The organism is Pseudoduganella albidiflava, from assembly GCF_004322755.1.
Classification (GTDB): domain Bacteria; phylum Pseudomonadota; class Gammaproteobacteria; order Burkholderiales; family Burkholderiaceae_D; genus Rugamonas; species Rugamonas albidiflava.
Window position 1 is genome coordinate 4,639,859 of sequence record NZ_CP036401.1, and the last position, 14,809, is coordinate 4,654,667.

Sequence of the window (14,809 nt, forward strand, 5' to 3'; positions counted from 1 at the left end):
ATTGAGGCTTACTTCAGCGCGTCGAACGGATTGGCGCCGGCACTCGCGCCGCTGGCCGGCTTGGCGGTCTTGCCCTTCTTCGCCGTGCGGGCCGGACGCTGTTCGCGCACGGCCGGTGGTGGAGGCGGCGGCACCAGTACGGTCTCGCCCAGGCTTTCGCGCAGCAGCTTGGCGAGGTCCTGCGATTCGCTCTTGACCGAACCCGACAGGCCATTCTGCCGGCTCAGGTCATTCAGCGCGCGCGTCGACAGGCGCAGGCCGCTGATGGCGATGATGCTGTTGGCCAGCTGGTCGTTGGGATCGCGCACCAGCACTTCGAGTGCAGCCTGGATGGCATCGCCGTACTGGCCAGCCTCGTAGCGGGTCTGGGCGATGTGGATCCATGGCGTTTTCTCGGACGGGAACGCGACCGCACTCTGCTTCCACAGCGTGACAGCCTGTTCCTTGTTGCCGCTGTCGGCGGCCTTGCTGGCATCCGACATCAGTTGCTGCAGGGTCGGCACCGGTGGCAGGGCTGGGGGCGTGGTGCTGCAGGCGGACAACGCCGCGGCCAATGCGGCGGCGGCGCCGGCACGCGAGAGATGCTTACTGATGGTCATTCAAAATCCCCGATGTTGTAACAAGTCGTAATTGCATTTAATTCAATACTTCGGAATAGGCGGCACAATAACAGAAAAGTTAAGACTGTAGAACTCAATTGAATCTCACACATTCTCACTTTCTGGTACACGCGCACGTTTGAATACTCACACTATTCCTGAAAGCCCCACAAAAGTGTTATTGTTCCGCCAATTTCAGAATTTGGTCAATAGGCAATTAACCGGGTAGCGATCGCATGACGAGCAAAGTTTTATGGGGTGAGGGCCTGTTCCTGCGCCCGCAGCACTTCCAGCAGCAGGACCAGTATCACGAGCACCGGCTGCACCACAGCCTGAGCGCGGTGCATCCGTACGCATGGGGCGTGAATCACCTGCGCGTGGATACCGATGCGCTGGCCAACAATGTGCTGCGCGTGCTCGAGCTGTCGCTGCGCTTCCAGGACGGCGAGCTGGTCGACGCGCCGGCGGCCGATGCGCTGCCGCCCAGTGTCGACCTGTCGGGCATGCTGCAGAGCCAGCAGAACGTGACGTTCTACGCCGCCCTGCCCGCCTTCAAGCCCTTCGGCGGCAACTTCTGCCCGCCGGGCCAGGTGCTCGACAGCGCCCGCTACGTGCAGGACAACCGCGATACGCCGGACCTGTACACCCAGGCGGCGCAAGCCCAGCTGGCCTACCTGAAGAAATCGGTGCGGCTGGTCTCCGAATTCGAGCCGCGCGATTCGTACACCAGCTTCCCGCTGCTGCGCCTGCGCCGCCTGGCCACCGGCGGCTTCGAGCTCGATCCGGAGTTCATGCCGCCGGCCCTGTCGGTGAAAAGCGTGCCCGTGCTGGCGCAACAGTTGCGCCGCCTGCTCGACGCGCTGCAGGCCAAGGTGAGCGCGCTGTACGGCCACCACCGCGAACCGAGCCGCAACGTGATCGAGTACCGCTCGGGCGACATGTCGTCGTTCTGGCTGCTGCATACCGCCAGCTCGGCCTACGCATCGCTGACGCACTACTTCCACCATCCGGCGTTGCACCCCGAGCGCCTGTTCGAGCAGCTGCTCGGGCTGGCCGGTGCGCTGATGACGTTCTCGAAAAGCTGGACCCTGGCCGACCTGCCCGCTTACCAGCACCAGGACCCGGGCCCCGGCTTCGCGCGGCTGCACCTGATCATCCGCGAGTTGATCGACACCGTGATCTCGTCGCGCTACTTCGCCATCGCGCTCGAGGAAACCCGGCCCTCCTTCCACCTCGGCAAGCTCGATTCGGGCAAGATCGACGACAAGACGGCGTTCTACCTGGCGGTTTCGGCGGCGATGCCAGCCATCGAACTGATCGACACGGTGCCGCTGCGCTTCAAGGTCGGCGCGCCGGACGACGTGGACAAGTTCGTGCTGTCGGCCATGCCCGGCGTGCGCCTGCAGCACGCGCCGCAGGTGCCCGCCGCGATCCCCGTACGGCCCGACACGGTCTACTTCACGCTGGAGGCCAAGGGGCAAATGTACGAACGCATGCTCAAGGCCCAGTCGATTTCGATCTACGTGCCGATGGGCATGCATGAACTGAAACTCGAACTGGTCGCCGTAACTTCCTGACTTCCCCTGACACTTGCCCGGAACGCCCGAGGATTCCCCGTTTGATGAATACGATGACAGCTCCTTCCCTGATGGATGCCGCGCCCGCCGCGGCCAATGCCAGCGCAGCGCCGCAGACCCTGCTCGACCTGATGTACGACGGCTTCTACGCGCTGTTCATGCTCAAGAACGGCAACGCGCCGCAGAACGACAGCGACTTTGCCACCCGGATGACGCAGTTCCTCGATGAATTCGGCCGCAACGCCAAGAAGCACGGCGCCTCGGCCGACGATATCGACGCCGCCAAGTACGCGTTCTGCGCGGCGGTCGACGAGATCATCCTGAAGAGTAACTTCTCGATCCGCGACAGCTGGGGCAGGAAACCGCTGCAGCTGATGCTGTTCGGCGAGCAGCTGGCCGGCGAAAACTTCTACAACCGCCTCGAGGCGCTGCGCGTGCGCGGCAGCACCCACCTGCAGGCGCTGGAAGTGTTCCATATGTGCCTGCTGCTGGGCTTCGAGGGCCGCTACATGCTCGAAGGCTCCGAGAAGCTCAATTACTTCACCTCGCGCCTGGGCGACGAGATCGCCCACATGAAGGGCAAGCGCGGCGGCTTCGCTCCCCATGCCGACCGGCCCGACCAGATCGTCAACAAGCTGCGCAGCGACTTCCCGCTGTGGGTGCTGGCGACGATGTTCATGCTGATCTGCGCGCTCGGCTACATCGGCCTGCGCACCATGATCGGCAAGAACACCGAACAGCGGATGGCGGCCTACAACGATGTCGTCAAGATGGCGCCGCGCGCGGCCAACCTGACCATCACCCTGCCCTGATGGACCTGCAGTCCGTTATTTCGGCGCTGGGGCGCTTCGGTACCGGGTTATCGCAGCATGCCCGGCTGATCACGCTCGCCAGCGCGCAGGATCGCAGCCTGCCCGAATCGCTGATGGCCGAACGCTTCGCCGGCCGCGAAGCGGTCAACGAGCTGTATGCGTTCGATGTCGACGCCCTCAGCACCTCCACCGACCTGCCGCTCGATGCCTTCATCGGCGAAGAGCTGACCGTCACGCTGCTGCAGCCGGACGACTCGCGCCGCGCCTGGCACGGCATCTGCACCCGCGCCGACTGGCTCGGTGCCGACGGCGGCGTGGCGCGCTACCGCCTGCACCTGGAACCGGCGCTGGCCCTGCTGCGCCTGCGCCGCGACAGCTACATCTTCCAGGACAAGAACGCGCAGGACATCGTCACCGAACTGTTCGCCGACTATCCGCAACTACGCTTCGAGTTCGACGTCACGCAGGAACTGGCCACGCGCCCGATCTGCACCCAGTACCGCGAAAGCGATTACGACTTCTTCGTTCGGCTGATGGCCTCCGAAGGCCTGTCGTGGCGCTTCGAGCATGACCAGGCCGAAGCGACCGGCGACGGCCAGGCCCGCCATAAACTGGTGATCTTCGACAGCCTGGCCGCCGCGCCGGCCACGCCCGGCAACCCGGCGATCCGCTTCCACGGCATGCGCGCCAGCGACACGGACGACGCGATCGACCAGTTCGGCGCCCGCCGCCAGGTGCGCGCCAACGCCGTCTCGATCACCAGCTGGGATCCGGCACAGGTGATGGCCCCCGCCGCCGAACAGCAATCGATGCTCGACGCCGGCGAAGTGCCGCCACTACCGATATTCGACGGCAGCGGCGAGCGCATCGCCAGCGACGATGGCGATAGCCACAGCCAGCTGATGCTGCAGGCGCTGGAACTGGAGAACAAGCTGTTTACGGGCGAAGGCGCGGTGCGCCGCCTGGCTGCCGGCCACGCGTTTACGCTCACGCAGCACGAGCGCTACGAAGGCGACAATGCCTTCAAGGTGCTGTGGGTCGAGCACGAAGCGCGCAACAACTTCGAACCGCAACTGAAGGATGGCCGGTCGCACGTGGAGCCGGGCACCTACCGCAACCGCTTCTGCTGCGTGCGCGAAGCGGTGCCGCTGGTCCCCGTCGCCACCGCCCTGCCCCATGCCCACACGGCGCTGGGCCCGCAGACCGCACTCGTCGTCGGTGTCGCCAACGAAGTGGCCACCACCGTACGCGATCACCAGGTGCGCGTGCAGTTCGCATGGCAGCGAGGGACCGGCTCCAACGCTGGCGGGATGCCGCACGATATCGATGAAGAAGGCAGCGCCCCCGGCGACGAGCGCTCGGGCACCTGGGTGCGCGTGGCCGAAGCGCTGGCCGGCCCGAACTGGGGCTCCCAGTTCACGCCGCGCATCGGCACCGAGGTATTGGTCGATTTCCTCGAAAACGACATCGACCGCCCTGTCATCGTCGCGCAGCTGTACACGGGCGCCGATACGCCACCATTTTCGGCAGGCGTCGACTCGGGCGTGAACCATGCCGGCACGATTTCCGGCATCCACACCCAGAACTTCGACGGTGGCGGCTACAACCAGTGGCAGCTCGACGATACGCAAGGCCAGCTGCGCATGCGCCTGGCCACCTCGCTGGCCGCTTCGCAGCTCAACCTCGGCTACCTGATCGCTCAGTCGCCCGGGTCCGCCCAGCGCGGCAGCTATCGCGGCAGCGGCTTTGAATTGCGCACCGATGCCTGGGCCGTCGTACGCGGCGGCGAAGGCGTGCTGCTGACCACGGCCTCTCGGCCGGGCCAGGGTTCCAGCGTCGCCTCGACGCAGATGGACACGCTGGAAGCCGTCGGCTCGCTGAAAGCCGCGCAAAGGCTCGACGAGGCGGTGCTCGAATCGGCCAAGGCGCAGCAGGCGCTGACCAGCGAACCCGCGGTGCAGGCACAGAAGGATGTGCTGGCGCTGATCGATCCGGAAGAAAAGGGCAAGTATGAAGGCGCCGTCAACGGGCAGGATGCGCTGAAGGCCAAGCAAGGTGCGCGGGACCTTGATAGTTCGGCTCCGGTTGAAAAATTCGGAGCGCCGCTGGTGGTGATGGATTCGACGTCCACCGTCAACTGGGCTTCTCCCGCATCGACCGTGCTGTTCGCCGGCGAGCAGTTGCAGTGGTCGACTCAGTCGGACCTGCACATGGCAGCGGCGCACACCGTGTCCTCCGTCTCGGCCGAAGCGACCGGCTTGTACACGTATGAAGGTGGCGTTCAGGCGTTTGCCGGGAACGGGCCGGTGTCATTGCAGGCCCATACCGACCAGCTGGAGATTTTGGCGGACAAGGAAGTGATCGTCATTTCCGTCAACGACTGCATCGAGATCAAGGCCAAGCAGAAGATCGTGCTGCAGGCGGGACAGTCTTCCGTCACCTTGGACGGGTCGAACATCACGTTTGCCTGCCCGGGGAATTTCACGGTGAAGGGTGGGAAGCATATCTTCGACAGTGGCGGCAACGAGGCCGCCAACCTGGCCGCTTTGCCTTCCGCGAAAACCACCATCTGCATTGAATGCCTGAAGAATGCTGCCGCGAAGGGCAGCAGTTTCCTGCGGCGCTGACGCGCGACAACGATTTTATCCATGCTCAATCAAGACCAAGGCCCCATCCAGCGCTACGCCCTCATCGACTGCGCCGTCCATGACCACGCATTCAGGGAACTGACCAGCCGGTTCGCAAGTGTCCGCTGGTATTCGCTGTTCGAAGACACGCCTGAAGAAGACCTGTTGTCGGCCTCGCCGATTCTCATCGAAGTCCCGACCGACGATACACGCAGCGCCTTGCACGAATGGCTGCTGCCGTACGAACGCAGGACGCCGAGCGTCACCTGGATCGACAGCCACCTCAGCCTGCCGGTACTGGGCTCGATGCTCACCAGCCGCATGCCCTGCGTGATCAACGACGATGACCTCGTGGTGCTGCGTTTCTGGGACCCGCGCATCCTGCTGGGACTGCCCTCCGCCCTCGACGCGGAACAACGGCGGCACTTCTTCGCGCCGGTGCGCGAATGGACCGCCTGGGAACCACGACGCCGGCAGTACTACACGATCACCGCGCCGCCCGATGCGGCACCCGTGTCCCGCTATGTCGCGATGCCGATGCCGCTGACCGACGCGCAACGAGAGCAGCTGATGTACTACGACAAGGAAGTGCTGTACGACCGGATCGTGCAGCACTGGGTGGAAACCTGCCCGGAGTCGCTCGACGGCATGGAGCACGCCATGGTCCGCGAGATCGCCATCGCGGCAGTTGCCCGCTGCGCCAGCTATGGCATCCACACTGCCGATGACCAAGTCCTATTCGCCGGGTTGATGATGTCGGTCTCTCCTTCGTTCGACGACCATCCTGCGATCCGGCGCGGCTTGCGCGACGAATCCGTCCCACCGGATGAACGGCTCGACCGGCTCGTCGACGACTTGCCCGACGCGGTCTGGGACCAGATCGCCCGGGACAAGCGCTACGACGCGCTCTTTGAACATCAACCATCGGCCCTGGCCTGAGCGAAGGGATAACGATGACCATGATGAACCTGGCAGATATCCGCAAGCAGATCGCGGCGGCGACTGAAGCCATCGCGAAGGCCGACACCGAGCTGAAATGGGAACTGGCCGCCAGTGCGGCCGACGTGGCGGGGATGGTCGATCCGACCCCGACTTCCGACTTGATCGGCGCTGGTCTGGCGATACGCAAGGGCGACTGGTTTGGCGCAGGGATGAGCGTCGCCAGTATGGTGCCTTACGTTGGCGATGCGCTGGCCAAGCCGGCCAAGGCGGTGCGCGCGGCGAAGAAGATCAATGCGCTGCGCGAGACGCTGACGAAGATGACCGCCAACCTGGCGGATCTGAAGAAGGCGGAAAAGCAGGCCGAGGCTGCTGAGGCGGCGGCGAAAGAGGCTAAGATTGCGAAGGAGGCTGGTGAGGGAGCTAGTACCAGTTCAGGGAAGAAAGCTGCGGGCGAGCAGCAAGGTTCTGCGAAGAGCAGTAAGGATAAGGACTGTAAGGATTGCGGTTCGGGCGATGGTAGTGCCGGCGGCAAACAGTCTAAGCCAAAGCAATTGCCAAAAACCGATGTTCCTTGCTTTCATCCTTACGATAAGGGAAAGTTTAATAAGCTTTCGCCTGATGAAAGGAAGAAGTATCTTCAAAACATGGCTAAGCAACTTCAGCGTCAACAGGACGGCATAAACTCGTTTTCAGCTGATCAATATATGGCCGCGCGTGATGCATTCAACGCTGCAAAAAAACGCAATCCAAAAGCTGCAGCATTTCAGCAAATTACCCACGACGAACTTCTCGAAAGAATCCTACCAAGCCTTGAAAAATCGCTAGCAAAAAAAATGTCTCCGGCTGAAGCTGAAACTCAAGCAAAGCCAATTGCTGAAGCATTGATGAAAAAGCTTGCGGCTCTACATGATCCAGATATGGTAGCAGGAGGCTGGCTAAACCCTGAAACAAAAAAAATGGGGCGTAGCGACGTCAATTTCTCCATTGGAGGTAGCTGGAATCAGAAATCCAGGCTCACCGCGATGGACGAGGCTGCAAAAGCAGCGATTAACGCAGGTCGAGGCAATGATCTTATGAATGTCAGTCTACATGTTTGCAGAGGAAAAAATAAGCGATGAGGGACGAATACTACAGTCATTTTATTTCAAAGTTTGGCGAAAAGACGTTCATTCAACATCCAACTTCTGAAACCATTGCCGAGTGGCGCGGCACCCTTCCTGATCAGTTGCTTACCTATTGGGAAGAAGAAGGCTGGGGCGCCTTTGCAGATGGGCTCTTTTGGATAGTCGACCCCAAAGAGTATGAAAATATCAAAGACGAGTGGCTAGCAGGCACAGTATTGGAAAAAGCCGACAAATTCCATGTAATTGCTCGATCTGCATTTGGAAAGCTTTTTTTATGGGGCGAGAAGACGGGACCAAGTGCGACCATTCTCCCGTACGCCAATTCAATTTCCACCCTTCCAAAAGATCTAAAGCGAAGTATTTCTGATCCAGACGAGGAAGTTAGGATGTTTTTTGGATTTACCAAAAAAGAGTATTGCGATCTCAAGGATATCAAAAAACAGCCTCTTTTTTTACGAGCACTTAAGAAATTAGGAGCGCTTTCGCGAGATGAAATCTATGGATTCGAGCCTGCCTTAATCTTGGGTGGAGATATGAGCATTACAAATCTTTCGAAAGTTAATATCGACGCTCACCTTACTATACTTCATGAATTAGCAGACCCCACCCTACCATTCTCTCAACTTGATTTCTAATAAACTAATATTAAGCCATGTGATACATATCTGATCTTGTGAAAATGCTTTGTTCCCAGCACACATTTAAGGACCTTGGGTCATATGCGACAAACTAATTCCCTACTTTCGCGAACCATTATTACGCTCTTGCGCTATGGATTTAGCGACGATTAGTGGAGTGATCAATCTAAGTTGTTTCGTTTCATGTGATCATCTTACTAACCGAATCAGGGTTCGCGGACAGATATTACTTGATGAATTAATTATTACGTTGCTTCAATTACAATCAGCTTGGCCTTTCACGGTGCGCTAGGGAAGCGCTGATTTATTGCTGGTGGATGAGATTAGTCTCGAAAAACCTGTCCAGCAAGACGCAAATGCCCCGCCATACCGGGTATGGCGAGGCATTTGCAGCGCAGGTGGGCGCGTTTTTTCCATGGCTAAGATCGCCACCATGAATAAATCAGCGGTTCCCTAGGGCTACAGGATCGCCCACATGAAGGGAAAGCGCGGCGGCTTCGCCCCGCATGTTGACCGCCCCGACCAGATCGTCAACAAGCTGCGCAGCGACTTCCCGCTGTGGGTGCTGGCCACCGTGTTCATGCTGATCTGCGCCCTCGGCTACATCGGCCTGCGCACCATGCTGGGCAAGAACACCGACCAGCGCATGGCTGCCCACCATGACGTGGTCAAGATGGCGCCGCGCGCGGCCAACCTCACCATCACCCTGCCCTGATGGACCTGCAGTCCGTTATTTCGGCGCTGGGGCGCTTCGGTACCGGGTTATCGCAGCATGCCCGGCTGATCACGCTCGCCAGCGCGCAGGATCGCAGCCTGCCCGAATCGCTGATGGCCGAACGCTTCGCCGGCCGCGAAGCCGTCAACGAGCTGTATGCGTTCGATGTCGACGCCCTCAGCACCTCGACCGACCTGCCGCTCGACGCCTTCATCGGCGAAGAGCTGACCGTCACGCTGCTGCAGCCGGACGACTCGCGCCGCGCCTGGCACGGCATCTGCACCCGCGCCGACTGGCTCGGTGCCGACGGCGGCGTGGCGCGCTACCGCCTGCACCTGGAACCGGCGCTGGCCCTGCTGCGCCTGCGCCGCGACAGCTACATCTTCCAGGACAAGAACGCGCAGGACATCGTCACCGAACTGTTCGCCGACTATCCGCAACTACGCTTCGAGTTCGACGTCACGCAGGAACTGGCCACGCGCCCGATCTGCACCCAATACCGCGAAAGCGACTACGACTTCTTCGTGCGCCTGATGGCGTCCGAAGGCTTGTCGTGGCGCTTCGAGCATGACCAGGCCGAAGCGACCGGCGACGGCCAGGCGCGCCACAAGCTGGTGATCTTCGACAGCCTGGCCGCCGCCCCGGCCACGCCCGGCAATCCGGCGATCCGCTTCCACGGCATGCGCGCCACCGACACGGACGACGCCATCGACGCCTTCGGCGCGCGCCGGCAAGTGCGCGCCAACGCGGTGTCGATCAGCAGCTGGGATCCGGCCCAGGTAATGGCACCGGCCGCCGAACAGCAATCGATGCTCGACGCCGGCGAAGTGCCGCCACTGCCGGTATTCGACGGCAGCGGCGAGCGCATCGCCAGCGACGATGGCGATAGCCACAGCCAGCTGATGCTGCAGGCGCTGGAACTGGAGAACAAGCTGTTTACGGGCGAAGGCGCGGTGCGGCGCCTGGCCGCTGGTCACGCATTCCAACTGACCCAGCACGAGCGCTACGAAGGCGACAATGCCTTCAAGGTGCTGTGGGTCGAGCACGAGGCGCGCAACAACTTCGAGCCCCAACTGGCCGACCGGCACGCAAAGGTCGAGCCGGGCACCTACCGCAACCGCTTCTGCTGCGTGCGCGAAGCCGTGCCGCTGGTTCCCGTGGCCACCGCCCTGCCCCATGCCCACACGGCGCTGGGCCCGCAGACCGCACTCGTCGTCGGTGTCGCCAACGAAGTGGCCACCACGGTGCGTGATCACCAGGTGCGCGTGCAGTTCGCATGGCAGCGTGGCGCCTCCGCCAATGCCGGCGGCATGCCGCACGATATCGATGAAGAAGGCAGCGCTCCCGGCGACGAACGCTCGGGCACTTGGGTGCGCGTGGCCGAGGCGCTGGCCGGCCCGAACTGGGGCTCCCAGTTCACGCCGCGCATCGGCACCGAGGTATTGGTCGATTTCCTCGAAAACGACATCGACCGCCCTGTCATCGTCGCGCAGCTGTACACGGGCGCCGATACGCCACCATTTTCGGCCGGCGTCGACTCGGGCGTAAACCATGCGGGCACGATTTCCGGCATCCACACCCAGAACTTCGACGGTGGCGGCTACAACCAGTGGCAGCTCGACGACACGCAAGGCCAGCTGCGCATGCGCCTGGCCACCTCGCTGGCCGCTTCGCAGCTCAACCTCGGCTACCTGATCGCCCAGTCGCCCGGCTCGGCCCAGCGCGGCAGCTATCGCGGCAGCGGCTTTGAATTGCGCACCGATGCCTGGGCCGTCGTACGCGGCGGCGAAGGCGTGCTGCTGACCACCGCATCACGGCCGGGCCAGGGCTCCAGCGTCGCCTCGACACAGATGGACACCCTGGAAGCCGTCGGCTCGCTGAAGGCGGCGCAAAGGCTCGACGAGGCGGTGCTCGAATCGGCCAAGGCGCAGCAGGCGCTGACCAGCGAGACCGCGGTGCAGGCACAGAAGGATGTGCTGGCGCTGATCGATCCGGAAGAAAAAGGCAAGTACGAAGGTGCCGTCAACGGGCAGGATGCGTTGAAGGCGAAGGCCGGCACGCGCGAGCTCGATGGCTCAGCACCCGTCGAAAAATTCGGGGCGCCGCTGGTGGTGATGGATTCGACGTCCAGCATTAACTGGGCTTCACCCGCATCGACCGTGCTGTTCGCCGGCGAGCAGTTGCAGTGGTCGACCCAGTCGGACCTGCACATGGCAGCGGCGCATACGGTGTCATCGGTCTCGGCCGAAGCGACCAGCTTGTACACCTATGAGGGTGGCGTGCAGGCGTTTGCCGGGAACGGACCGGTGTCATTGCAGGCGCATACCGACCAGCTGGAGATTTTGGCGGACAAGGAAGTGATCGTCATTTCCGTCAACGACTGCATCGAGATCAAGGCCAAGCAGAAGATCGTGCTGCAGGCCGGGCAGTCGTCCGTGACGCTGGAGGGATCGAACATCACGTTTGCCTGCCCGGGGAATTTCACGGTGAAGGGCGGGAAGCATATCTTCGACAGTGGCGGCAACGAGGCTGCCAACCTGGCCGCCCTGCCTTCCGCTAAGACCACCATTTGCATTGAATGCCTGAAGAATGCTGCCGCCAAGGGCAGCAGTTTTCTGCGGCGCTGACGCGCCCGCTGCTTACGATATCGACGACTCATGACTAGCCATCCTTCTGCATCCGATGTCGATCCCCAGATCGACCGCGCGTTCGCCCTCATCGACCTGGCTGCCCATGATGGCGCATTTGATGGACTGGTCGCGCAATTTCCCACTGTGCGGTGGGAATCGCTGTTCGCCAACACGCCAGAAGCTCACCTGCTGTCGGCTGCCCCATTGCTGATCGACCTGGATCCGGCACAGGACAACAAAGCACTCGTTTCTTGGCTTGTCAGCAAAGAGCGCCTTTCTCCCAGCGTCACATGGATCAAGAGCCGATTCGGGCTGCAAGCGCTTGCCGCGATGTTGACCCGCCGATTGACCTGTCGCATCAACGACGGCGAAGAAGTCTTGTTGCGGTTCTACGATCCGCGGGTGTTGCTCGGTCTCCCCAGCGCACTGACTCCAGTCCAGAAAAAATTCTTCTTTGCCCCCGTTGTCAGCTGGACCGCGTGGGAGTTCCGCCGGCAAGCTTATTACGGCATCGACGCCGAGCCGGCAACAGCTGCCGAGATCTCGGCGTTCTCCGTGATGCCTATTACGCTCGACGAGCGCCAGCGCGAACGCTTGATGTACTACGACAAGGAAGCGCTATACGACAGCATCGTGACGCACTGGGAAGAAAACAGTCCTGAAGCGATCGGCGATATGGAACCCGATATGGTGCGCGAGGCCGCTATCGCGGCGGTGGCGCGCTGCGATAGCTACGGCATTCACAACGCCGACGACCAGCATTTGTTCGCCGGCCTCATGATGCGCGTATCCCCCTCGTTCGATGCGCATCCGATGGTGCTCAGTTACCTGCGTGACGAAACAATCCCGCCGCAAGAGCGGTTAAGCAAAATGATCGACGAATTGCCGCCAGCGATCTGGCGTCAGATCGGGGCAGATAAACGTTACGAAGCGCTGTTCGAACACGCGCTGCCGGCGTGATGCCCCTTCAACAAAGCGAGAACGTATGACGGGCGGTATCAATTTAAACACGAGGATTGCGCAGGCAACCAAAGCGCTGGCCGATATCGACAGTGAACTGGCATGGGAGATGGCAGGCACTGCCGCAGATGCCGCAGGTGTGATCGATCCCACGCCTACGTCCGACCTGATCGGTGCCGGAATTGCCTTGCGAAATGGCGACTTCCTAGGCGCCGGGCTGAGCATAGCCAGCACGCTCCCATACCTTGGCGACGCAGCAGCTAAGCCGGTGAAGGCTGCTCGGGCTACGAAGCGCTTGCTGGGACTCAAGAAGAAAAAAGCGGTCATCGAGAAGGAGCTCGCTGATCTCAACGTGCTGAAAAAGCAGGAAGAAGCAGCCGAGGCCGCAGCGAAAGAAGCTAAGATTGGCAAGGATGCCAAGAAGCCTGCGGATCGTGAGAAGGATGCTGCGCAGGACGAGAAGGCTGCAACCAAAGACTCGAAAGATAAGGATTGCGAGGATTGCGGCAAGACTGGCAAGCCGCTGAAGAAGATGAAGAAGGTTAAGGTCGATCCTTGCTTTAGCCCTAAGAAACTTGATCCGTCGAAAGCCAAAGAATTTTCAGAACAGCTTAAGCGACAAGAGGAAGCTCTCAATCGGATGACTGTAAAGGAATATAATGACGCAAGGGCATATTTTGAAAAAAATAAGCGTAGCGGAACAGGGAAGGCACAGAAGGATGCACGGAAAGACTATGAGGGATCTCTAATTAGTGATCTTACCGAAGAGTACATTGAGGCTGATGTTCCAAATGCGCGCGATGCTGCGATTAAAAAGGCGAAAGAACTAATGAAAGATATTGCCGCATTGCACGAACCCGATATGATTGCAGGCGGGCAGGATGTCGTCACAAGCATGGGTGACCGTGGTGTTAACTCATCAATTGGAAGCCAATGGCGTAACCGTGTTAAGTCAATTGATGTTGAAACACAAAAAATTCCACTCGATGTACAATCCACCACTAAGATGAATGTCAAATTACCGATTTGTTAAGCCATGAACAAACATTTTGCAGAATTTGTAGAGATCTTTGCACCGCAAGTTGACCGAGCAACCCCACCGTCTGACCAACTTGACAATCTAAAAAAACGTCTCCCAAACGCTTTGATCGATTTTTGGACAACAGCGGGTTGGTCAGGCTATGCGGACGGACTTTTGTGGAGCACCAACCCGGAAGAGTTTGCTCCTGCCCTTGACGCATGGTTGGGTCAAACTTCCTTGGCGAAACAAGATGAATATTCCGTAGTTGCTCGCAGTGCTTTTGGAAAACTGTTTCTGTGGGGCAGGAATAGCGGCATGAGCGTTATTATCAATCCGCATATGGCGTCCGTCACTACAATTGAGAATAGCTTTTCTCCGGATCGGGCCGATAACCATATATCTGCATTCTTTCTCTCGAAATCTAAAGATTATTTTGATTTCGATGACGCCAACGATAAACCTTTATTTTCCCGTGCATTACGAAAACTGGGCCCACTCAAGGGTGACGAGATGTATGCTTTCGCCCCAGCTTGTGGCTTGGGGGGTATTCCCAAGCTCGATAATCTGATAGTAGAAAAAATCGTGCCGCACTTAGTATTCTTAGCACAACTTTCAGAAATCGAATTCCGTCATTTAAATGTCCGGCGAAAGTGATCGGCGCTCCGCTCAGCAGTTAGGTGTGCAAGGCCGAGCACTCGATTCTCAAAATTCAGCAAATTATTAACAAATAACGTTTTCTCCATGAACGTTACTTTGTACGGTCAATATTTCTTTAAGCAGGTCTTTTTGCTTAGGATCCGCGCCTGAGTTAATAACGCACGCCGATCTTTCACTCTGCTGAGCCTTTCCTCTCTCAGGCAAGTGCACAATCAATCCTGCTGAGGGCAAGCGCGCCGGCTTTGCCACGCATGCCGACCGGCCCGATCAGATCGTGAACAAGCTGTGCAGCGACTTCCCGCTGTGGGTGCTGGCGACGATGTTCATGCTGATCTGCGCGCTCGGATACATCGGCCTGCGCACCATGATCGGCAAGAACATCGAACAGCGGATGGCGGCCTACAACGATGTCGTCAAGATGGCGCCGCGCGCGGCCAACCTGACCATCACCCTGCCCTGATGGACCCGCATTCCATCATTTGGGCACTGTGGCGCTTCGGCACTGGG

The 14,809-nt window shown here is 60.0% G+C and carries 13 protein-coding genes; 12 read left to right on the forward strand and 1 reads right to left on the reverse strand.

All coding sequences use genetic code 11. The annotated features are described in order from the left end of the window. Window positions 1–8 precede the first annotated feature (8 nt). Entirely contained in the window at window positions 9–599 is a 591-nt protein-coding gene (locus EYF70_RS19120) for a tetratricopeptide repeat protein (RefSeq protein WP_131146835.1), read from the reverse strand. Between the two features lie 236 nt (window positions 600–835). Here EYF70_RS19120 and tssK point away from each other — a divergent pair, with 236 nt between their 5' ends. The 12 genes from tssK (at window position 836) to EYF70_RS19180 (ending at window position 14,762) form a co-directional block, all read left to right on the forward strand. After that, window positions 836–2,176 carry a type VI secretion system baseplate subunit TssK gene (tssK, locus tag EYF70_RS19125; protein ID WP_131146836.1) on the forward strand — a complete coding sequence of 447 codons (1,341 nt, stop codon included), beginning with the start codon at window positions 836–838 and terminating at the stop codon, window positions 2,174–2,176. Between the two features lie 44 nt (window positions 2,177–2,220). Next, a complete protein-coding gene (gene icmH, locus EYF70_RS19130) occupies window positions 2,221–2,988 on the forward strand; it encodes a type IVB secretion system protein IcmH/DotU (protein ID WP_131146837.1) in 768 nt (255 codons plus the stop codon). Continuing rightward, window positions 2,988–5,615, forward strand: coding sequence for a type VI secretion system Vgr family protein (locus EYF70_RS19135; RefSeq protein WP_131146838.1), 2,628 nt, complete (start codon window positions 2,988–2,990; stop codon window positions 5,613–5,615). The genes icmH and EYF70_RS19135 overlap by 1 nt, the downstream gene beginning before the upstream one ends. 21 nt (window positions 5,616–5,636) lie before the next feature. After that, entirely contained in the window at window positions 5,637–6,554 is a 918-nt protein-coding gene (locus EYF70_RS19140; protein WP_131146839.1) for a DUF4123 domain-containing protein, read from the forward strand. A gap of 14 nt (window positions 6,555–6,568) precedes the next feature. Continuing rightward, window positions 6,569–7,675: a polymorphic toxin type 15 domain-containing protein gene (locus EYF70_RS19145; protein WP_131146840.1), complete on the forward strand. Its 1,107-nt coding sequence runs from the start codon at window positions 6,569–6,571 to the stop codon at window positions 7,673–7,675. Then, the gene (locus EYF70_RS19150; protein ID WP_131146841.1) at window positions 7,672–8,316 is read left to right on the forward strand and encodes a GAD-like domain-containing protein; all 645 of its coding nucleotides are present in this window, start codon (window positions 7,672–7,674) and stop codon (window positions 8,314–8,316) included. Before EYF70_RS19145 ends, EYF70_RS19150 begins: the two co-directional genes overlap by 4 nt. 478 nt (window positions 8,317–8,794) lie before the next feature. Beyond that, the gene (locus EYF70_RS19155) at window positions 8,795–9,034 is read left to right on the forward strand and encodes a hypothetical protein (RefSeq protein ID WP_174800414.1); all 240 of its coding nucleotides are present in this window, start codon (window positions 8,795–8,797) and stop codon (window positions 9,032–9,034) included. Further along, window positions 9,034–11,661, forward strand: a complete 2,628-nt coding sequence (locus EYF70_RS19160) for a type VI secretion system Vgr family protein (protein WP_131146842.1) — start codon at window positions 9,034–9,036, stop codon at window positions 11,659–11,661. Before EYF70_RS19155 ends, EYF70_RS19160 begins: the two co-directional genes overlap by 1 nt. Window positions 11,662–11,691: 30 nt before the next feature. Then, a complete protein-coding gene (locus EYF70_RS19165; protein WP_131146843.1) occupies window positions 11,692–12,624 on the forward strand; it encodes a DUF4123 domain-containing protein in 933 nt (310 codons plus the stop codon). 25 nt (window positions 12,625–12,649) lie between these two features. Beyond that, a complete protein-coding gene (locus tag EYF70_RS19170; RefSeq protein ID WP_131146844.1) occupies window positions 12,650–13,657 on the forward strand; it encodes a polymorphic toxin type 15 domain-containing protein in 1,008 nt (335 codons plus the stop codon). Between the two features lie 3 nt (window positions 13,658–13,660). After that, a complete protein-coding gene (locus tag EYF70_RS19175; protein ID WP_131146845.1) occupies window positions 13,661–14,299 on the forward strand; it encodes a GAD-like domain-containing protein in 639 nt (212 codons plus the stop codon). Window positions 14,300–14,576: 277 nt separating this feature from the next. Continuing rightward, a complete protein-coding gene (locus tag EYF70_RS19180) occupies window positions 14,577–14,762 on the forward strand; it encodes a hypothetical protein (RefSeq protein ID WP_174800415.1) in 186 nt (61 codons plus the stop codon). The last annotated feature ends 47 nt before the right edge of the window (window positions 14,763–14,809 follow it).

Coding starts and splice junctions, on each gene's coding strand:
- EYF70_RS19135 (WP_131146838.1), top strand. CDS start 2,988: ATGGACCTGCAGTCCGTTATTTCGGCGCTGGGGCGCTTCGGTACCGGG.
- EYF70_RS19175 (WP_131146845.1), top strand. CDS start 13,661: ATGAACAAACATTTTGCAGAATTTGTAGAGATCTTTGCACCGCAAGTT.
- EYF70_RS19170 (WP_131146844.1), top strand. CDS start 12,650: ATGACGGGCGGTATCAATTTAAACACGAGGATTGCGCAGGCAACCAAA.
- EYF70_RS19120 (WP_131146835.1), bottom strand. CDS start 599: ATGACCATCAGTAAGCATCTCTCGCGTGCCGGCGCCGCCGCCGCATTG.
- EYF70_RS19155 (WP_174800414.1), top strand. CDS start 8,795: ATGAAGGGAAAGCGCGGCGGCTTCGCCCCGCATGTTGACCGCCCCGAC.
- EYF70_RS19140 (WP_131146839.1), top strand. CDS start 5,637: ATGCTCAATCAAGACCAAGGCCCCATCCAGCGCTACGCCCTCATCGAC.
- icmH (WP_131146837.1), top strand. CDS start 2,221: ATGAATACGATGACAGCTCCTTCCCTGATGGATGCCGCGCCCGCCGCG.
- EYF70_RS19150 (WP_131146841.1), top strand. CDS start 7,672: ATGAGGGACGAATACTACAGTCATTTTATTTCAAAGTTTGGCGAAAAG.
- EYF70_RS19145 (WP_131146840.1), top strand. CDS start 6,569: ATGACCATGATGAACCTGGCAGATATCCGCAAGCAGATCGCGGCGGCG.
- tssK (WP_131146836.1), top strand. CDS start 836: ATGACGAGCAAAGTTTTATGGGGTGAGGGCCTGTTCCTGCGCCCGCAG.
- EYF70_RS19165 (WP_131146843.1), top strand. CDS start 11,692: ATGACTAGCCATCCTTCTGCATCCGATGTCGATCCCCAGATCGACCGC.
- EYF70_RS19160 (WP_131146842.1), top strand. CDS start 9,034: ATGGACCTGCAGTCCGTTATTTCGGCGCTGGGGCGCTTCGGTACCGGG.